22 protein-coding genes and 2 pseudogenes are annotated in these 17,550 nt (G+C 71.0%); 14 read left to right on the top strand and 10 right to left on the bottom strand.

The window, feature by feature from the left end; translation table 11 throughout:
- Nucleotides 1-13 precede the first annotated feature (13 nt).
- On the top strand, nt 14-1,021 hold the full coding sequence (locus tag ABZ078_RS00280) for an NAD(P)-dependent oxidoreductase (RefSeq protein ID WP_356570189.1): 1,008 nt from the start codon (nt 14-16) through the stop codon (nt 1,019-1,021).
- 138 nt (nt 1,022-1,159) lie between these two features.
- On the opposite strand, the gene ABZ078_RS00275 is transcribed toward ABZ078_RS00280, so the two are convergent.
- A complete protein-coding gene (locus ABZ078_RS00275; RefSeq protein WP_356570188.1) occupies nt 1,160-1,423 on the bottom strand; it encodes a GlsB/YeaQ/YmgE family stress response membrane protein in 264 nt (87 codons plus the stop codon).
- Between the two features lie 162 nt (nt 1,424-1,585).
- Here ABZ078_RS00275 and ABZ078_RS00270 point away from each other — a divergent pair, with 162 nt between their 5' ends.
- The gene (locus tag ABZ078_RS00270; protein WP_356570187.1) at nt 1,586-2,326 is read left to right on the top strand and encodes a phosphotransferase; all 741 of its coding nucleotides are present in this window, start codon (nt 1,586-1,588) and stop codon (nt 2,324-2,326) included.
- A gap of 69 nt (nt 2,327-2,395) precedes the next feature.
- On the opposite strand, the gene ABZ078_RS00265 is transcribed toward ABZ078_RS00270, so the two are convergent.
- Nucleotides 2,396-2,917, bottom strand: a complete 522-nt coding sequence (locus ABZ078_RS00265) for a hypothetical protein (protein ID WP_356570186.1) — start codon at nt 2,915-2,917, stop codon at nt 2,396-2,398.
- 136 nt (nt 2,918-3,053) lie between these two features.
- Here ABZ078_RS00265 and ABZ078_RS00260 point away from each other — a divergent pair.
- Nucleotides 3,054-3,137: pseudogene (locus ABZ078_RS00260) on the top strand (ArsR family transcriptional regulator); the annotation flags it as partial.
- Nucleotides 3,138-3,245: 108 nt separating this feature from the next.
- Here ABZ078_RS00260 and ABZ078_RS00255 read toward each other — a convergent pair.
- Nucleotides 3,246-3,686 (bottom strand): SPW repeat protein, encoded by a 441-nt coding sequence (locus tag ABZ078_RS00255; RefSeq protein WP_356570185.1) that lies wholly within the window; start codon nt 3,684-3,686, stop codon nt 3,246-3,248.
- Nucleotides 3,687-3,935: 249 nt separating this feature from the next.
- Here ABZ078_RS00255 and ABZ078_RS00250 point away from each other — a divergent pair, with 249 nt between their 5' ends.
- From ABZ078_RS00250 to ABZ078_RS00235, 4 genes are all read left to right on the top strand, one after another.
- Entirely contained in the window at nt 3,936-4,292 is a 357-nt protein-coding gene (locus tag ABZ078_RS00250; protein WP_356570184.1) for a YciI family protein, read from the top strand.
- Nucleotides 4,292-5,515 (top strand): sigma-70 family RNA polymerase sigma factor, encoded by a 1,224-nt coding sequence (locus tag ABZ078_RS00245; RefSeq protein ID WP_356570183.1) that lies wholly within the window; start codon nt 4,292-4,294, stop codon nt 5,513-5,515. The genes ABZ078_RS00250 and ABZ078_RS00245 overlap by 1 nt, the downstream gene beginning before the upstream one ends.
- A 7-nt stretch (nt 5,516-5,522) precedes the next feature.
- On the top strand, nt 5,523-5,660 hold the full coding sequence (locus tag ABZ078_RS00240) for a hypothetical protein (protein WP_356570182.1): 138 nt from the start codon (nt 5,523-5,525) through the stop codon (nt 5,658-5,660).
- 207 nt (nt 5,661-5,867) lie between these two features.
- On the top strand, nt 5,868-6,578 hold the full coding sequence (locus ABZ078_RS00235; RefSeq protein ID WP_356570181.1) for a chitinase: 711 nt from the start codon (nt 5,868-5,870) through the stop codon (nt 6,576-6,578).
- Between the two features lie 75 nt (nt 6,579-6,653).
- Here ABZ078_RS00235 and ABZ078_RS00230 read toward each other — a convergent pair whose 3' ends face one another.
- The gene (locus tag ABZ078_RS00230) at nt 6,654-7,922 is read right to left on the bottom strand and encodes a cytochrome P450 (protein ID WP_356570180.1); all 1,269 of its coding nucleotides are present in this window, start codon (nt 7,920-7,922) and stop codon (nt 6,654-6,656) included.
- A gap of 202 nt (nt 7,923-8,124) precedes the next feature.
- Here ABZ078_RS00230 and ABZ078_RS00225 point away from each other — a divergent pair, with 202 nt between their 5' ends.
- The 3 genes and pseudogenes from ABZ078_RS00225 to ABZ078_RS00215 form a co-directional block, all read left to right on the top strand.
- Nucleotides 8,125-9,030 carry an aldo/keto reductase gene (locus tag ABZ078_RS00225; protein ID WP_356570179.1) on the top strand — a complete coding sequence of 302 codons (906 nt, stop codon included), beginning with the start codon at nt 8,125-8,127 and terminating at the stop codon, nt 9,028-9,030.
- A 543-nt stretch (nt 9,031-9,573) separates the two neighbouring features.
- Nucleotides 9,574-9,927 carry an antibiotic biosynthesis monooxygenase gene (locus tag ABZ078_RS00220; RefSeq protein ID WP_356570178.1) on the top strand — a complete coding sequence of 118 codons (354 nt, stop codon included), beginning with the start codon at nt 9,574-9,576 and terminating at the stop codon, nt 9,925-9,927.
- Nucleotides 9,928-10,044: 117 nt separating this feature from the next.
- Nucleotides 10,045-10,515, top strand: a pseudogene (locus tag ABZ078_RS00215) (IS630 family transposase); the annotation flags it as partial.
- On the opposite strand, the gene ABZ078_RS00210 reads toward ABZ078_RS00215, so the two are convergent.
- Nucleotides 10,513-11,088 (bottom strand): dienelactone hydrolase family protein, encoded by a 576-nt coding sequence (locus tag ABZ078_RS00210; protein ID WP_356570177.1) that lies wholly within the window; start codon nt 11,086-11,088, stop codon nt 10,513-10,515. The pseudogene ABZ078_RS00215 and the gene ABZ078_RS00210 overlap by 3 nt on opposite strands.
- Before the next feature lie 57 nt (nt 11,089-11,145).
- Between ABZ078_RS00210 and ABZ078_RS00205 the strand changes: the two genes are divergently transcribed.
- Nucleotides 11,146-11,727, top strand: a complete 582-nt coding sequence (locus tag ABZ078_RS00205) for a winged helix-turn-helix domain-containing protein (RefSeq protein WP_356570176.1) — start codon at nt 11,146-11,148, stop codon at nt 11,725-11,727.
- Nucleotides 11,728-11,745: 18 nt separating this feature from the next.
- Here the strand turns inward: ABZ078_RS00205 and ABZ078_RS00200 are convergent, their stop codons facing one another.
- Nucleotides 11,746-12,204 carry a pyridoxamine 5'-phosphate oxidase family protein gene (locus ABZ078_RS00200; protein WP_356570175.1) on the bottom strand — a complete coding sequence of 153 codons (459 nt, stop codon included), beginning with the start codon at nt 12,202-12,204 and terminating at the stop codon, nt 11,746-11,748.
- Nucleotides 12,205-12,466: 262 nt separating this feature from the next.
- On the opposite strand from ABZ078_RS00200, the gene ABZ078_RS00195 reads away from it, so the two are divergent.
- Complete coding sequence (locus ABZ078_RS00195) at nt 12,467-12,853, top strand: VOC family protein (RefSeq protein WP_356570174.1); 387 nt, start codon at nt 12,467-12,469, stop codon at nt 12,851-12,853.
- A gap of 47 nt (nt 12,854-12,900) precedes the next feature.
- The gene (locus tag ABZ078_RS00190) at nt 12,901-13,974 is read left to right on the top strand and encodes an adenosine deaminase (protein WP_356570173.1); all 1,074 of its coding nucleotides are present in this window, start codon (nt 12,901-12,903) and stop codon (nt 13,972-13,974) included.
- On the opposite strand, the gene ABZ078_RS00185 is transcribed toward ABZ078_RS00190, so the two are convergent.
- Together ABZ078_RS00185 and ABZ078_RS00180 are read right to left on the bottom strand one after the other, a co-directional pair.
- On the bottom strand, nt 13,962-14,471 hold the full coding sequence (locus tag ABZ078_RS00185) for a DUF664 domain-containing protein (protein ID WP_356570172.1): 510 nt from the start codon (nt 14,469-14,471) through the stop codon (nt 13,962-13,964). The genes ABZ078_RS00190 and ABZ078_RS00185 overlap by 13 nt on opposite strands.
- A gap of 50 nt (nt 14,472-14,521) precedes the next feature.
- A complete protein-coding gene (locus ABZ078_RS00180; RefSeq protein WP_356570171.1) occupies nt 14,522-15,454 on the bottom strand; it encodes a LysR substrate-binding domain-containing protein in 933 nt (310 codons plus the stop codon).
- Between the two features lie 136 nt (nt 15,455-15,590).
- Between ABZ078_RS00180 and mgrA the strand changes: the two genes are divergently transcribed.
- On the top strand, nt 15,591-16,586 hold the full coding sequence (gene mgrA, locus ABZ078_RS00175; protein WP_356570170.1) for an L-glyceraldehyde 3-phosphate reductase: 996 nt from the start codon (nt 15,591-15,593) through the stop codon (nt 16,584-16,586).
- On the opposite strand, the gene ABZ078_RS00170 is transcribed toward mgrA, so the two are convergent.
- Nucleotides 16,576-16,869 (bottom strand): DUF1905 domain-containing protein, encoded by a 294-nt coding sequence (locus ABZ078_RS00170; RefSeq protein WP_356570169.1) that lies wholly within the window; start codon nt 16,867-16,869, stop codon nt 16,576-16,578. The two genes, mgrA and ABZ078_RS00170, sit on opposite strands and share 11 nt — an antisense overlap.
- Before the next feature lie 69 nt (nt 16,870-16,938).
- Nucleotides 16,939-17,322, bottom strand: coding sequence for a nuclear transport factor 2 family protein (locus ABZ078_RS00165; protein WP_356570168.1), 384 nt, complete (start codon nt 17,320-17,322; stop codon nt 16,939-16,941).
- Nucleotides 17,323-17,550: the final 228 nt, after the last annotated feature.

Raw genomic sequence — 17,550 nt, 5'->3', positions numbered from 1 at the left:
CCGTCGCATGGTCATGACGACGAACCAGAGCAACCAGAGCAACCAGAGCAACCAGAGCAACCACAGCAACCAGAGCAATGAGACCCACCACAGCAATGAGGCCGACGGGAGCCGGAGCGTTCTCCTCGCGGGCGCCGGGGGTGTCCTCGGCGGCCACATCGCCCACGCTCTCCAGGAGGCGGGCCACAAGGTCACCGGCCTCGGCCGCGGCCCGCGCAACGACATCCAGGCCGACCTGACCGACCGCGACGCCCTGCTGCGCGCCGTCGACGGCCACCACTTCGACACGGTGATCCACGCCGCGACCGCGCTGCGCAAGCCACCCATGCGCCACCGCGGCATGTACGCCACCAACGCGCTGCGCACCGAGGGAACCGCCCACCTCATCGAGGCCGCGCAGGCCACCGGCGCCCGGCGTCTCGTGGCGGAGTCCATGGTCTTCGGTTATGGCTACGGCGACCACGGCGACCACGTGATCACCGAGGACGACCCCTTCGGTCCGCGTGGCCGGGACCCGGAGCTGGAACGGCACATCGGGGCCATGCGCACCAAGGAGCGCCTCACCTTCGGCACCCCGGGCCTGGAGGGCGTCGCGCTCCGCTTCGGCCTGTTCTACGGTCCCGGCGGCACCGACGCCCTCGTGACCATGCTGCGCAAGCGGCAACTGCCCGTCCCCGCCGACCACGGCCGGGTCCTGCCCTGGATCGAGCTCACCGACGCGGCCCGGGCCGTGGTCGCCGCCGTCGAACGCGGGCGCCCCGGCCAGGCGTACAACATCGCGGACCGCGCTCCCATGGGCTTCGGGGCGCATGTGCGGTGCGTGGCCGAGGAGTTCGGGCTGCCGAAGCCGATGACCGTACCGCTGTGGCTCATGAGGCCCATGTCGTACGCGCACACGGTGATGTCGACGACGCTTCGGGTCTCCACGGCGCGGGCGGAGCGAGAACTCGGCTGGGTACCCGCGCACCCCTCGGCCCGTGACGGCCTCGCAGCGCTGCGGGCCACCGCGGGACGCGGCTGAGCGGCGCGTCGCGTGCGGTCGGCGCGCCGTTCAGGTCATGACCAGGTGCCGGAGGATGTGCCGCCCTTCCCCGGTGTGCCCGGTTGTGTGCCCGGTGCACAGCTCTGTGCCTTGTGGCAGCCCGCTCCGCCTACGACGTCAGCGGCGTGCCTTCGTCCGGTCCAGTGCCGCCACGCCCAGTGCCGCGAGGCCGATCTGGATGAGCCATTCGACCCAGTCGACGCCGTCGGTGTCGGCGACGTCGAGTCCGGCCGCGATGAACGAACCGAGCAGCGCGGCCACGATGCCGACGAGGATCGTCCACAGGACTCCGATGCGCTGACGGCCCGGAACCACGAGGCGACCCAGCACACCGATGATGATGCCGATGACAATGGCACTGATGATGCCCGAGATCTCCATTTCGCCTCTCTTCTTCCTGTCCCCCTCCTGTCCCCGTGTGTACTCGGGTTCCCCTTGGAGGGAGAGACAGTCCGTTCTCGGCGTCGGCGTCGGCGACGGCGACGGCGGATGCGGGCATGCTGGGCCGGTGGCTTTGACGCGTGCTGATCGACGGAGGTGCGGATGGAGGAGCGGGTGCTCGGTGGCGGAGCCGTCGGCGAGGTCGTGCGGGTGGGGACGACCGTGCGGCGTACGCCGTCCGAACGCGCGGACTTTGTGCGGGAGTTGCTCACGTTCTTCGAGAGCCGGGGGTGGGAAGGGGCCCCGCGCTACATCGGGACGGACGAGCGGGGGAGGGAGGTGCTCGGATACATCGAGGGGCGGGCCGCCGTCACCCCCGAGGAGCGGGCCGCGGCGTGCACCGACGCGGGGCTCGTGCGCGTCGCCCAACTCGTCCGCGCCGTCCACGACATGACGCACGGCACCCCGCTCGCCGGTGACCAGGACGTCGTGTGCCACAACGACCTCGCCCCGAAGAACACCGTCTACACGGTGGACGGCGCCGAGTGGTGGCCGACCGCCGTCATCGACTGGGACCTGGCGGCGCCCGGCGAGCGCGTCCATGATCTCGCCCACGTGTGCTGGCAGTACCTGGATCTGGGGCCGAACATCACCAGTGTCCCCGACGCGGCCCGGCGGATCGCGCTCGTCTGCGACGCGTACGGGACGTGCGGCGGCAGGGAGGAGATCGTCGACGTGATCCTGTGGTGGCAGGACCGCTGCCGGCGGGGCATCGAGGCGGGCGCGGCGCGTGGTGAGCCGGCCATGGTCGGGTTGCGGGAACGTGGGGCCGTGGACGAGGTGCGCAGTGCCTACGCGTGGGTGGCCGAACACCGGCGTGAGCTGGGGTTCTTCCTGCGCTGAGGCCGTGTGGGCGGGTGCGCGCCGCAGAGCGGCCCGAAACGCTCCCCGGCGCGTGAGGGCGGGTCCGTGTCAGCTCGCGGGCGCCGGATCGTCGTCGACCCACGAGGTCACCTGACCGTCCGGCTGGAGGGCGACGTGCAGCCCGTTGTTCTGGCCGTACGCGGCGCGGCCGTTCGCCACCAGAGTGTCGAGCCGCACGCCGTCGGCGTAGACGTCGGCCTCGTATCGGCCGGCCGTGAGCCTGAAGACCTTCGCCGTCGTCACCCCGTCCGCCAGCGTCGGCGTGGCGACCAGGACGCGCTTGACGACCGGCTTGGGCTTCGGCTTCTCCCGCCCGACCCAGGACGTGACCTTGCCGTCCGGGTGGAGGGTGACGTGCAGTCCGTCGTTCTGGGCGTACGCGGCCCTGCCGTTGACGTGGAGGGCCCCGTACTTCGAGCCCTTGGCCCAGATCTCCGCCTCGTAGTGGGTCTCGCCGGTCCGGTAGACCTTCGCCCGGCTGACCTCGTCCGCGAGCTTCACCGTCTGCACGTGGACGCGCTTGGCCTTGGCGTGGTGGGCCACGGACATGACGGTGCGGAGTGCACGCATCAGTGAGGTTCCTTCGGTGGGGTTCGTTCCGACGCGTTCGACGCTACGGACCGTCCATCAAGGAGCCCCATACGTCATGTAACAGCTGTGTGGCACATAGGGGTCGAAACGGGCAAATTCCTGAGGCTGACGCGCCCGGGTTGACATGGCGCGCCAGTCGGTGACCCGGCATCTGGCCGTCCTGGAGGCCGCCAACCTGGCCAGCACGGTGCGGCGGGGCGGGAGAAGCTGCACTGCCGTGAGGGCGGACGCGGAAGGCAGGCCCGTGCATGCGGAAGGCCGGCCCGCTGGCGCGGACCGGCCCGTACGGCGTGTTCTCCGTGTGCTCCTACGCCCTGGGGGTGCTCTTCGCGGCCGTACCGGCGCACAGCGCCCCGAGGATCACGGCCAGTGCGCCGATGATGATGTTGTTGACGACGACACCCGCGTCCGGGCTGTCGCCGACGATCCATGGCGCGATGATCATCCAGACACCCATCGCGCAGAAGGCCCAGCTGAGGCCGTACATACGCTCCGGGGCCCGGGTGAACCCGAGGGCCAGCAGTCCGATCGCGATGCCCACGATCAGGTTGTGGGTCACGAGCGGGGGCTGGCTGGTCGTGTAGTGGAGTATCCAGGGGGACACCGCACAGTACAGACCGAGCAGGAACACCGGTCCGTCCACGAGCGCCACGTCGCGGCCGCCGAGCATGCGGTCGTAGCGTGCCCTCATTTCGGATGCATCGGGGTGGGCGGATATGTCACCTCTGGTGGGCTGCACGTTGGCCATGACTCGTCTCCCTTGACTTTCAGGCCTGACCGCGTCTGGTGCGGTATGCGGTAAGCACCGCCTATGGACATTCTGCGCTTATTTGCCCTTTATGTGTAGTGCTCGTCGAGTTCATGACGACATGAGGGGAGTCGCCGCCCATGAAAAGACCTCCGGTGCCGGCCTGCGCGGTGTCGAATCGAGGGCGGGTCGTTCGTGTAGGAGGTGGGAGAGCGTCACAGGGGACGCTCCGGCGCCAAGGAGGCCGTCATGAAGTACTACCTGCTCAGCGTGATGCAGCCCGTGACCGACGAGCTGCCCGCACCGGAGGTGCTCGCCGAGATCGGCAGGGACCTCGACGTCTTCCACCAGGAGCTGCGGCAGGCCGGTGCCTGGGTCTTCGCCGGAGGACTGCACGGACCGGAGTCGTCCACCGTCCTGCGGCCCCGCGCCGACGACGTCCTGATCACCGACGGTCCGTACGCCGAGGGCAAGGAGATGCTCGGCGGGATCTGCCTGATCAAGGCACCCGACCTGGACGCGGCCCTCGCATGGGGACGCAAGGCGGCGCTGGCGACCACGCTGCCCATCGAGGTGCGGCCGTTCATGGGCGAGGCCGAGGACTGATGACCGCCACGGACATCGAGGACGTCTTCCGCGCGGAGTACGGCCGTGCGGTCGCCGTCCTCGTCCGCCACCTCGGCGACATCGACCTCGCGGAGGAAGCCGTCCAGGACGCCTTCGTCACGGCCCTGCGGCGCTGGCCGGAGACCGGAGCGCCGCCGAGCCCGGCCGGGTGGATCATCACGACCGCCCGCAACCGGGCGATCGACCGGCTGCGCAGGGAGGCCGGGCGGGACGCACGGCACGCCCAGGCCGCCCTGCTCAACGCCCCCGACGCGCCGCCCGAGGAGGGCCCCGTGCGCGACGAACGGCTCCGGCTGATCTTCACCTGCTGCCACCCCGCCCTCGCCCCCCAGGCGCAGGTCGCCCTCACCCTGTGCCTCCTCGGCGGGCTCACCACCGCCCAGATCGCCCGCGCCTTCCTGGTGCCCAAGCGGACCATGGCCCAGCGGATCGTGCGGGCCAAGGCGAAGATCCGCGACGCCCGGATCCCGTACCGCGTCCCACGCGACGCCGACCTGCCGGACCGGCTCAAGGGCGTACTGGCCGTCGTCTACCTGATCTTCAACCAGGGATACGGGGGTGAGGCGGGTCTGTGCGAGGAGGCCGTGCGCCTCGGACGGCTGCTGCTCGAACTCATGCCGGACGAACCCGAGGTCACCGGGCTGCTCGCACTGATGCTCCTGATCGAATCGCGCGGGCAGGCCCGGCAGGACGAGCGCGGCGCGCTCGTGCCGCTGCCCGAGCAGGACCGCCGCCGGTGGGACCGGGAGCTGATCGCCGAAGGACAGACACTGGTCCGGCGCTGTCTGCGCCGGAACCGGCCGGGGCCGTACCAGATCCAGGCCGCCATCCAGGCCGTGCACAGCGACGCGCCGACCGCCGGGACCACGGACTGGGGGCAGATCCTGCGGCTGTACGACCAGCTCATGGCCGTCGCCCCCAGCCCCGTCGTGGCCCTGAACCGGGCGGTCGCCGTCGCCGAGGTCGAGGGACCGCGGCAGGCCCTCGACCTCGTGGACGCCCTGGACCTCGACGGCTACCACGTCTTCCACGCCGTCCGCGCCGACCTCCTGCGCCGGCTCGGGCGCCGCATGGAGGCGGCACGCGCGTACGAGGCGGCCGTCGCGCTCGCCGAGAGCCCGGCGGAGCGGGCCTTCCTCCAGCGGCGTACGGCCACGCTCAGCACGGATGAAGGGGGCTCAGGCGGCGCGAAGACGCGGTGACACCACGGTGCGGAAGCCGACGGGCCGGCGGACGGCGCCGCTGCGCGATGCCGACGCCGATGTCCGCGATGCCGCCGACGCCGACGCCGACGTCCGCGATGCCGACGCCGATGTCCGCGCGTGCGCGGGACGAGCGGTGCGATGAGCCGGTGCCTCAACTCCCGCGGGTATCCCTTGGCTTGACTGGTCTACACCCTTGACTGGTACAGACCAACGCGGTTGAGTGTGTCCCCACACCCCCCACCACGGCCGCCCCCACGCCGTGGCCGACCTCGTCGGCGCGTGCGCACAAGGCTCTGCCTCGCCCTGCCCTTGTCCGGGTGCGGCCGTGCTCCGCGAAGGAGTTGACCCCGTGTCGAGGCGCCGCATAGCCGCAGTCCTGTCCTCACTCGCCCTGGGAAGCGCCGCGCTGGTGCTTCAGCCGGCCCCGAGCGCGTCCGCCGCCGGCTTCGTCGTCAGCGAGTCGCAGTTCAACCAGATGTTCCCGAACCGGAATCCCTTCTACACGTACGGTGGCCTCACCGCCGCCCTCAGCGCCTACCCGGGCTTCGCCGACACCGGCAGCGACACGGTGAAGAAGCAGGAGGCGGCCGCCTTCCTCGCCAACGTCAACCACGAAACCGGCGGCCTGGTCCACGTCGTCGAGCAGAACCAGGCCAACTACCCCCACTACTGCGACCGGAGCCGGCCGTACGGCTGTCCGGCCGGGCAGGCCGCCTACTACGGGCGCGGTCCGATCCAGCTCAGCTGGAACTTCAACTACAAGGCCGCGGGCGACGCCCTCGGCATCGACCTGCTCAACAACCCCTGGCGGGTGCAGAACGAGTCGGCCGTCGCCTGGAAGACCGGCCTGTGGTACTGGAACACCCAGACCGGCCCCGGCACCATGACCCCCCACAACGCCATGGTCAACCAGGCCGGCTTCGGCCAGACCATCCGCAGCATCAACGGCGCCCTGGAGTGCGACGGCAAGAACCCGGCGCAGGTGCAGAGCCGCGTCCACGCCTACCAGCGCTTCACGCAGATCCTCGGCGTCTCGCCGGGCGGCAACCTGTACTGCTGACGCCCACGCCACCGGATGCCCGCAGGGGGTGTGTGCCCGCAGCGGGTGTGCTGCTCCGCCGACCCCGGGCCAGTCCTACGACGGCTGTTCCACCGCGACCCGCAGGGGCGCGCGGAAGGACAGAAGGCCCAGCATCGGGGCGTCCGGCGCCCCCGCCGCCTGCCGTATCCGCGGCAGGTGGCGGGCCGCCGCCCGTAGGGCCACCGCCGCCTCCGTCCGTGCCAGAGAGGCACCCGGACAGCGGTGGCGGCCGGCGCCGAACGCCAGGTGCTGACGGACATTGGCCCGGTGCGGGCACAGGCGCTCCGGGGAGGCGAAGACCTCCGGGTCCGATCCGCTGCCCAGGAGCATCAGCAGCAGCTGCGCGCCCGCGGGCAGGTCGACTCCGCCCAGTTCGACCGGGCGCGCGGTGACGCGGCGCCAGGTGGTCACCGGGGGCTCACGCCGCAGCACCTCTTCCACCCAAGCCTCGGCCAGGCCCTCCTCCCGCGCGACGCGGGACCACAGACCGGGCTCGGCCAGTGCCCGGCTCAGTACGGTGGAGATGAGCTGACCGGTGGTGGACTGCCCGGCGATGAAGACGAAAAGGCACACGCCGACCGCGGTCTGCACGTCGAGCGGCCTGCCGTCGGGCAGGCGGTGTGCTGTCAGGGCTCCGATGAAGGAGTCGCGCGAGGCGGTGCCGCCGGTCACCGTCCCGGTCAGCCACTGGTGGAACTCACCCACGAGCGCCGCCAGTTCCAGCTGGCGCTGCAGTGCGGACCGCCCCCAGAAGAGTTCCAGCGAGGCGTCGCTCCAGCGGATCAGCGTGGCGGGGGAGACGCCGTCGATGCCCAGCAGCTCCATCAGCACCCGGCACGGCAGCACCTGGGCGAAGGAGGTGAACAGGTCGTGACCGCCCGCCTCGTCGATGTGCTGCCGGGCGGCGGTGAGCAGCTCGTCGGCCATGCCCTCGATGACCGGTACGGCGGCCGCGACGCGGCGGGCGTTGAAGAAACGGGTGACCACCCGGCGCAGCCCGGGATGGCTGGGGGTGCCGTTGTTGGCCAGCGCGGGCGGCATGGCGAAACCTGCGCGGGCGAGCACCCGCAGGACGCCGACCGGCAGCGGGGCGACGGCATGCTGGGCGTTGTCCGGGCGGAAGGCGTCGGGGTCGAGCAGCACTCGGCGGACGTCCCGGTAGCGGCTGACGAGCCAGAGCCCGGTACCGGGATCGTGGTGCACCGGCGCGTCGGCGCGCAGCGCGGCCAGCCAGGGGTACGGGTCGCGGACAAAGCCGTCGCCGAACAGATCGAGCAGCCCGAGCGGATCGCCCGCGGACACGCTCTGAGCTGGGAAAGTCACGGCCGGACGCTAACACGTGAGCGCACGGCCGCCGCCGGTGATGTGCGCGGAGTCACGCGAGGGCCGGCGCCCCGGCAACTCCCCGTGATCGCGGGCGCCGAACGTGGTCGGTGCCGAGCGGCCACACCTCCATGCGCGGCGGTCGGTCCCCACGCCTACCGCCGACACCCTCTGCGCCCCCGCCCTGTGCGACACTCCGCTGATGACCTCCGAAACGATCACCGCGGACGCCGCGGGCACCTGGAAACTCGGCGACCTCTCCGTCAGCCGCGTCGGCCTCGGCGCGATGCGGCTGACGGGCAGTGCCGCCTTCCACCATGGCACCCCGAGTGACCGCGAGCGCTCCATAGCCATCCTGCACAAGGCGATCGAGCTCGGCGTCAACCACATCGACACGGCCGCCTTCTACTTCTCCGCCCTCCGCTCCGCCAACGAACTCATCAACAGCGCGCTGGCGCCGTACTCCGACGACCTGGTCATCGCCACGAAGGTCGGCCCCTACCGCGACCACGCCGGGGAGTGGGGCACCTCGGCCCGGCCCGACGAGCTGCGCGGCCACGTCGAGGAGAACCTGCGTCAGCTCGGCCGCGACCACCTGGACGTCGTCTACCTGCGCCGCATGCGGCAGGACTCCATCGCCGAGCACTTCGGCGCGCTGGCCGAACTGCGTGAGGCGGGCCTGATCCGGCACCTCGGCGTCTCCGCCGTGGAGCCCCGGCATCTCGCGGAGGCGCAGGCCATCGCGCCGGTGGTGTCCGTGCAGAACCGGTACGCCGTCGACCGTCCCGACCCCGTGGACGACGAGGTCCTGCGCATCTGCGCGGAGCAGGGCATCGCCTTCGTGCCGTTCTACGCCGTGGCCGGCGAGGCGGGCGCGGAGGGCGCGACCACCGCGCACGACGAGGAGGTGCTCGCCGTCGCGCGGGCGCACGGCGCGAGTCCCACCCAGGTGCGCATCGCCTGGACCCTTCACCAGGGCCCGCACGTCCTCGCCATCCCCGGCACCGGCAACCCCGACCACCTCGTCGAGAACGTGGCGGCAGGCGCCCTCCGCCTCACCGCCGACGAGCTGTCCCGGCTCGACGCGGCCCGTCAGCAGACCGGTTGAGCCGGGACTCGGCTGCTTCGCTCAGCCCGCGTACCCGCTCCTTGACGCCCTCGTTCCCCGGTGACCGGGACCTGCTCGCCGGCCGGGATGTTCGCCACCGGCGTCACGCTCCCCTCGACGACCGGTGCCCCGGTGCCCCGGTGAGTAACCACACCGTCCCCAACGACGGTCGGACGGCGGCGATCGCGGAGAACACCCCGGCTCGACGGCCCCCCCCCGCAAGGTGACCTTCCGCATTTTCTCGCAAGGTCGACGGCTTCACCGTCGCTCCGCGGACCAGGAGTACGGCGGACAGCTCCAGTTGGACGTGGACAACGCGGAGCTCAAGCCCACGCCGTCCGGATCTGAGCGACGCCACATGCCCCAGCCCCGCCCTGGAAGATCGAGTCCGGGAGCGGGGCCGTCGCAGCCCCGCGCCTCTGGCTGTGCGCATGACCCGCCAACAACCCAGTGCCGCATCAGCCAACGAGAGCCCGATCCCTCATGTATCCGGTTCAGGAAAGACGCTGGATCGTTGGGCACAGCCCGCCTTACGGTGGCGCCATGAGCGATCACTCGGTAGCGCCTGTCGCACCCGTCCATGCCTATGAACCCCCCTACTACGTGGCTGTCTTCACTACGCTGCGAACCCAGAGCCAGAGCGGCTACAGCGAGACCAACGCACGCATGGAAGATCTGGTGAAGGACGTCCCTGGGTTCCTGGGGATGGACCACGCGCAGACTCCCGGCGGGCTGGGCATCACCGTCGGGTACTTCCGCGACGCCGACGCCCTCACGGAGTGGCGGACCAACACCGAGCACCGCGCGGCGCAAAAGCGTGGGCAAGCCGAGTGGTACCAGAGCTACACGCTGCACGTGGCGAAAGTGGAGCGGAGCCACGGGTTCGTGCGAGCGTAGGTCCCGCAGAGCCCGACAGCAGGCTGGCCAACCGAAGTCACCTCCTGGACCGGCAAGCGCCCGCTGCGGATCATCCGCAGGGGCACCGGCTCGGTGGTGACCTGGCGGCGGGCCCAGATGGTGCTGCTGCCCGCCCATGGCATGCCGGTGCCGAAGATCGCCGAAGTGACGTTTCACCAGCGAGAAGGCCCGCATCGAGCACCTCTATGCGATGGCCGACGGCGAGGTCATACCCGAGGACGGCGAACCGGACGTCGTCCTGTGCCTCGACGAGTTCGGCCCGCTCGACCTTCAGCCCCACCCCGGGTGACAGTGCGCCGAGCGCGGCGGACGGCACAAGGACCCCGAGCGGGAGCCGCGGCCCCGCCAACGGGCGACCTGCACCCGCCCGAGATTCGGATCGCGATCGTGCTCGACGTTTTCTCCCGGCACCTGACCACGAAGAAGGACACCCGGGTCGGCGACTGGGCCGCAGCCCACAACATCGAGTTCGCCTGCACACCGACCAACAGCTCCTGGCCGAACCGCATCGAGGCCCAGTTCACCGCCCTGCGCCACTTCCCCCTGGACGGCACCGACCATGCCTCACTGGCGCGCGCCGAGGAACTCGATCGTCCGCTGGGTCAGGAGCTTGGCGGCGTCCGGGTCGTGGGACGGCAGCGAGCTGTCCGTGAACAGGTGCTGGTCTCCGGGGTACAGGAACATCTCCGCGTCAGCGCAATCGGAGAGGAGCGCGCGGGCAGCGTCGATGTCCTCGGCGAAAAACGGATCGGCTTCCTTCGCATGCACCTGCACCGGCACACGGTCAGGCCATGCCGCGCCGAACTCCGTGACGGGGACGCAGGCGTGGAACAGGAGCGCGCCCCGCGCGCCCGCCCGCGTCTGCGCCAGCTTCTGGGCGGGCAGCACACCGAGTGAGAGGCCGGCGTAAACGACGTCCTGCGGCAGGAGTTCGGCCGCGCGGACGCCGCGCTCCGTAATCTCGCCGAAGCCGAGCTGCTCGACGTAGGCCTGGCCCTCTTCGAGGGAGTCGAAGGTGCGCCCGTCGAAAAGGTCGGGCGTATGGACGGTGTGGCCCACCGCGCGGAGTTCGTCGGCGAAAGCGACGACTCCGGGCGTCAGCCCCTGCGCGTGATGGAACAGGACGACGACCTCTGCCATGCCCAATCCCCTTGTTTGCGGGTGGCGAACGATCCGGAACTCTAGAATAATCGAAGAGTGCCGAACCATCCCCGTCTTCCCGACTACGACCTCTCCGACGTCACCGATGTGACAGCCCCGGCCCAGCTCCGCGCGCTGGCCAACCCACTGCGCAACGCCATCCTTGAGCTCCTCCTCGAACGCGCCGCGACGGTGAGCGAACTGGCCACTGCACTCGGCCGCCCGAAGAGCACGGTCGCGCATCACGTGGGCGTCCTGGTCGATGCCCGGCTGCTGAAGGTCGTGCGGACCCGCCGGGTGCGGGCCATCGAGGAGCGCTACTACGGCCGCACCGCGCGCATCTTTCGCGTCGGCACGGTCAGCCCGGCCGACGAGGGCGCCACCCCGTACTGCAACAACGATCTCGCCACGGCCGCGGCCGAGTCGGCCCCCGCACACCAGGCAGACGAACTTTCCTCGATCGTGCGGCATGCACGGATCCCGCGGGAGCAGGCCCGCGAGTTCTGGGAGCGGGTCCTGGAGCTTGCCAACGACTACGCCCAACTGCCGCGCGGAGGCGATGTGGTGTACGGCTTCGCTGCCGGGCTCTACCCGACCGACTGTCCGGCGCTGCCAGAGGCCGAGTCTGCGGCGGACTGACCTGTACCGCAGCTCGCCTCAGACCACCCAGACCCCGTCCCGCATGAGGTACCGGCCGCGCATCTCGTGCTCCCCGTTGCGTGCCTGTACCACGCGCGGGCGTACCCGGAAGTAGACGTACGGGGCCGCGTCCGCCCGGGGATCCCAGCCCGTCTTCGCGAGGAACGCCTCGGCCGCCGCTGCAGGCACCTCCTCGGCGGCGTACAGGTGCGCGTCGCCGTCGACGAGCACGACGTCCTGGGTGTCCCCGAGCGCCAGCCGGGTCCGTCCGCCGTCGCGCAGGTTGCGGCCGGTCGGGGTGCTCAGCCGGGTCGCGAGCCATACGGACTCGCCGTCCCATACGAACCAGAGCGGGACCATGCACGGCAGCCCGTCGGCGTCGGCCGTGGCCACCCAGACGTCCATTTCCCGCTCCAGGCGGGCCAGCAGATCGTGCTTGCGCCGCTCGGGGCCGCGCGGCGGCTCGGTGATCTTCATGGCCGTGACGGTAGTGGGGGAGCGGGCGGTGCGGATCGGGCCCGGGTCCCGTCGTGGCCGGGGCGTGGGTCCTAGGCCCACAGCGCGATCGACGACAGCGATCACAGAGACGACAGAGATCACAGAGATGAGAGATCACAGGGACGACAGCGATGGCAGCGATGGCAGCGATGGCAGCGACGACAGAACCGAGAACCGGACTGGCGTGCGTGCAGTTTTACGTATAACCTCTCCCGTCAATCGCACCTCCCGGAAGGCCCCGATGAGACGCATCGCCCTGGTCACCCTCGTCGTCGACGACTACGACGAGGCGATCCGCTTCTACACCGAGGCCCTCGGCTTCCGGCTGGTCGAGGACACCCCGCGCCCGGACGGCTCCCGCTGGGTCGTCGTGGCCGCCGGCGACCAGGGCGCCGGTGTGCTGCTGGCGCGGGCCAAGGGTGACGGGCAGCGCGCCCGGGTCGGTGACCAGACCGGCGGGCGCGTCGGGTTCTTCCTGCACACCGACGACTTCGCCCGCGGCCACGCCCGCATGCTCGCCGCGGGCGTGACCTTCCTGGAGGAGCCCCGGCACGAGCCGTACGGCTCGGTCGCCGTCTTCCAGGACCTGTACGGCAACCGCTGGGACCTGCTCCAGCCCGCCGGCTGACCCCCTCCCCTCGATTCGAACCGCCCCGCTCGACGAAAGACCTCACCATGACCGCTACGCGCGTAGACGAAGAACTGATCCGCCGCCTCCCCAAGGCCGTCCTGCACGACCACCTCGACGGCGGCCTGCGCCCCGCCACCGTGGTGGAGCTCGCCGAGGCGGTCGGCCACACCCTGCCCACCACCGACCCGGACGAGCTGGCCGCCTGGTACTTCGAGGCCGCGAACTCCGGTGACCTGGTCCGGTACATCGCCACCTTCGAGCACACCCTCGCCGTGATGCAGACCCGCGAGGGCCTGCTGCGCACCGCCGAGGAGTACGTCCTCGACCTGGCCGCGGACGGCGTCGTCTACGGCGAGGTGCGCTACGCCCCCGAGCTGAACACCCGGGGCGGGCTGACGATGAGCGAAGTCGTGGAGACCGTCCAGGAGGGCCTCGCCGCCGGTATGGCCAAGGCGGCCGCCGCCGGGACGCCCGTCCGTGTCGGCACCCTGCTCTGCGGCATGCGGATGTTCGACCGTGTCCGCGAGGCCGCCGACCTGGCCGTCGCCTTCCGGGACGCCGGTGTCGTCGGCTTCGACATCGCCGGAGCCGAGGACGGCTTCCCGCCCGCCGACCACCTCGACGCCTTCGAGTACCTGCGCCGCGAGAGCGTGCCGTTCACGATCCACGCCGGCGAGGCGCACGGCCTGCCCAGCATCCACCAGGCCCTCCAGGTCTGCGGCGCCCAGCGCATCGGCCACGGCGTGCGCATCACCGACGACATCCCCGACCTCGCCGCCGGCAAGCTCGGCCGCCTGGCCGGCTGGGTGCGCGACCGCCGGATCGCCCTGGAGATGTGCCCGACGTCCAACCTCCAGACCGGCGCCGCCACCTCGATCGCCGAGCACCCGATCACCGCGCTGAAGGACCTCGGCTTCCGCGTCACCCTCAACACCGACAACCGTCTGGTGTCGGGCACGACGATGACCCGCGAGATGTCGTTGCTGGTCGAGCAGGCGGGCTGGACCGTCGAGGACCTGCGCACCGTCACGGTGAACGCCGTCAAGAGCGCGTTCATCCCGTTCGACGAGCGCCAGGCGCTCATCACGGAGGTCGTGCTTCCCGGCTACGCGCTCTGAAGCAGCCCGCGCACGTACGCGGCCTGTCCGACGTGCTGGAGATCGTCGGACAGGACGCTGACCAGCCGTACGCCGAGGCTGACCGGCGGGTCCCAGCGCTCGTCGACGATGCGCTCCAGATCCTTGGCGGTCAGCCCGCGCAGCGCCCCCAGGGTCTGGGCGTGCACGGCGTCGTAGTAGTCGGTGAGCAGGTCACCGGAGTCGACCCGCACCTTGGCGACCTTGGCGGCGGTGTGGCCGTAGCCGGTGTCGTGGCGCGGCAGGTCCAGTCCGAAGGTCTTCTGGAAGTCCTGGGTCAGCCACACCTGGTCGCGCTCGAAGGCGTCGGCGATGTGGTCGTCCTGGACGCGGGTGAGGTGCCAGATCAGCCAGGCGATGGAGTTGGCGTCGGGGGAGGGGCGGGCGACGAGGTCGTCCGGGCCGAGGCCCTCGACGGTCGCGTGGACTTCTTCCTGGATGCGGTTGTACCCGTCGATGAGGATGTCCTTGGCATGCATGCATCCACCATCGCGCAAAGCCGACCGCCGTGCGCCCCCGGGCGCTCGGGTCACACGCTCCCTGAACCGTCCCCTGAACCGTCCCCTGAACCGTCCGCCACGCGCCCCGAGTCCAGCAGGGCCATCAGCGCCCGGGCCGCCGGGCTCGTCGCCTGCGCGGGCGGCAGCAGCGCGACCGTCTCGTAGACGGTCTCGCCGTCGCCCTTCACGGGCAGCGCGGTCAGTGACCGTCGCTTCTGCCGGAAGTGGCGCGGTACGACGGCGATGCCGAGGTTCTCGTCCACCAGGTCCAGGAGGCTGTGCACGTCGTTCACCTCCAGGGCGACGGACCGCCGGACGCCCGCCGCGGCGAACGCGGCGTCGGTGGTGCGGCGCGGCCCCCAGTCCGGGTGGAAGTCGACGAAGACCTCCCCGCCCAGCTCCTCGGGGGTGACGGCGGCACCGGCGGCGGCGAGCCGGTGGCTCGGGTGGCACAGGACCGTCATCGGTTCGCTGGACAGCGGCACGGCCCGCAGCTGGTCGGTGTCCTCCTCGGCCGTCCGCACGGCGAAGGCCAGGTCCAGGCGCCCGGCCGCGACCTCCTCCGCGAGCGCCCCCGCGCCCGCCTGCCTGAGGCAGATCTCCACGTCCGGATGCTGCCGCCGGAAGGCCGCGAGCAGCCCCGCCACATGCACCCCGGCGATGCACTGCTCGGACCCGAGCGCCAGCATCCCGCGCAGCACGCCCTGCACCGCGGCGACCGCCTCATGGGCCGTCCTGACCTGCGCCAGGATCCGCTCCGCCTCACCCAGCAGGGCCCGCCCGGCCGGGGTGAGCGTCACCCGGCGGGTCGTCCGCACGAACAGCGGGGTCTGCAGCTCCCGCTCCAGTGCCCGGATCGAGGCCGACAGGCCGGACTGGGACACCATCAGGCGCTCTGCCGCCCGGGTGAAGTGCTGGTCCTCGGCGACCGCCACGAAGTGCTGGAGATGGCGCAATTCCATGATTGAGCAGCGTAACCGCTGAATCCCATCTGATTTACCTGTTGGACCACTGCCCGCAGGTCACGAAAGAGTGGATACCGACCGGACTACGGTTCTGCGGAACCGTCCTTCGTGTGCCAACCCCTCTGGAGTCGCGTTGTACACCGCACACCCCGACCGCTATGCGGACATGCCCTACCGGCGCACCGGACGCAGCGGACTGAAACTCCCCGCGCTGTCCCTCGGACTGTGGCACAACTTCGGCCCGGCGGACCGCTCGGTCGAGCACCAGCGGGCCATCCTGCGCCGCGCCTTCGACCTCGGCGTCACCCACTTCGACCTGGCCAACAACTACGGCCCGCCGCCCGGAGCCGCCGAGTCCGCGCTCGGCGAGGCGCTGAAGGCGGACTTCGCCCCGTACCGCGACGAGCTGGTCATCTCCACCAAGGCCGGCTATCTGATGTGGCCCGGCCCGTACGGCGAGTGGGGCTCGCGCAAGTACCTGCTGTCCTCGCTCGACCAGAGCCTGAAGCGGATGGGCCTGGACTACGTCGACATCTTCTACTCGCACCGCCCCGACCCGGACACTCCGCTGGAGGAGACGATGGGCGCCCTGCACTCGGCGGTGCAGCAGGGCAAGGCGCTGTACGTCGGCGTCTCCAACTACTCGGCCGAGCAGACCCGCGAGGCGGCTCGCATCCTCGGCGAGCTGGGCACCCCGCTGCTCATCCACCAGCCGCGCTACTCGATGCTCGACCGCCGCCCCGAGGACGAGGGCCTCCTCGACGCCCTGGACGAGCTCCAGGTCGGCTCCATCGTCTTCTCCCCGCTGGAGCAGGGCGTGCTGACCGCCCGCTACCTCGACGGCATCCCGGAGGACTCGCGGGCAGCGAGCGACAGCCCCTTCCTGAACTCGGACGCGCTCACCGAGGACCTGGTGGCCAAGCTGCGCGCCCTCGACGACATCGCCAAGTCCCGCGGCCAGTCCCTGGCCCAGCTGGCCCTGGCCTGGGTGCTGCGCGGCGGCCGGGTGACCTCCGCGCTGGTCGGCGCGAGCAGCGCGCGGCAGATCGAGGACAGCGTCGCCGCGATCGGCAACCTGGACTTCGACGCGGAGGAACTGGCCCGCATCGACGCGGTGATCAAGGGCTGAGCCGTTCGGTCAGGCGCACGGTCACGGAGTCGCCCTCCTGCTTCCCGATGGCCTTGCGCACGTCGGCCCTGACGGGGAGCTTGTGGGTGCCGTCCCCGAGGGCCATGAACGAACTCTGGAACGGATGTCCGTCGATCGTCCCGCGGATCCTCACCAGACCGCGCGTGCCGAAGAAGCCGACGGACTCCGGCCAGACGACATAGGTCCAGCCACCCTTGCTCGGGCTCTTGCGCAGGACGGCGGTGAATTCCGCGTCCACCGTCCCTGTCCCACCGGTGGTCATGGTGCCCTCCTTCGCGGCGGTCCTTCCGCCTTCGGTGGTCAGACCGCCGCGCGGCGCGGAACTCATCGCTCAGGTGCCGGCGGGAACCCGGTCCAGGAATCCCAGCACGGACGTGATCCGGCCCTCGGCGTCCAGGGTGATCACGTCCGACCCGGCCACCGGCGCCGCCTCGTCGGCCTCGCTCACCAGCTCCCAGGAGAAGCGCGCCGTGTCGTGGTGGCCGTCCACGGAGCCGGTGAGCCGGAACGCGAAGCCGGGGAACTTCGCCTGCGCCGCCGCGACGACGGCGACGATCCCCTCGTGGCCGCGCACCTCGGCGAGGGGGTCGGTGTAGCCGCCCTCAGGGGCCCACGCGGTGGCGACGGCCCTGGCCCGCTCCTGCGGCTCGCGGGCGTTCCAGGCCTCGAAATAGCGGGCGACGGCGATCTCGTACCGGTCGGTGGGCGTGGGCATGGTCGATCAGCCTCCAACGAGGTCGTCACTGCTGGTCGGAACCGGATCGCGGTCGCGGCGAGCCGGTACCGCAACGATGCCCGTACGCACCGGAAAGCTCGATTACCTCCGGGGTAATGCCCGGGTCGCGCAGCGAACTTGACGTGTACCCGCCGTATTTCGGCCACCACGGGCTGTGAATATGCCAGGAGAGTGGCCGGAAAGTCGTGGTGACAGTGTTTCAGTAGT

Source organism: Streptomyces sp. NPDC006385 (assembly GCF_040612485.1).
Lineage (GTDB): Bacteria > Actinomycetota > Actinomycetes > Streptomycetales > Streptomycetaceae > Streptomyces.
Note: the sequence above shows the minus strand (reverse complement) of the source record. Positions and strands in the feature narration are given on the sequence as shown.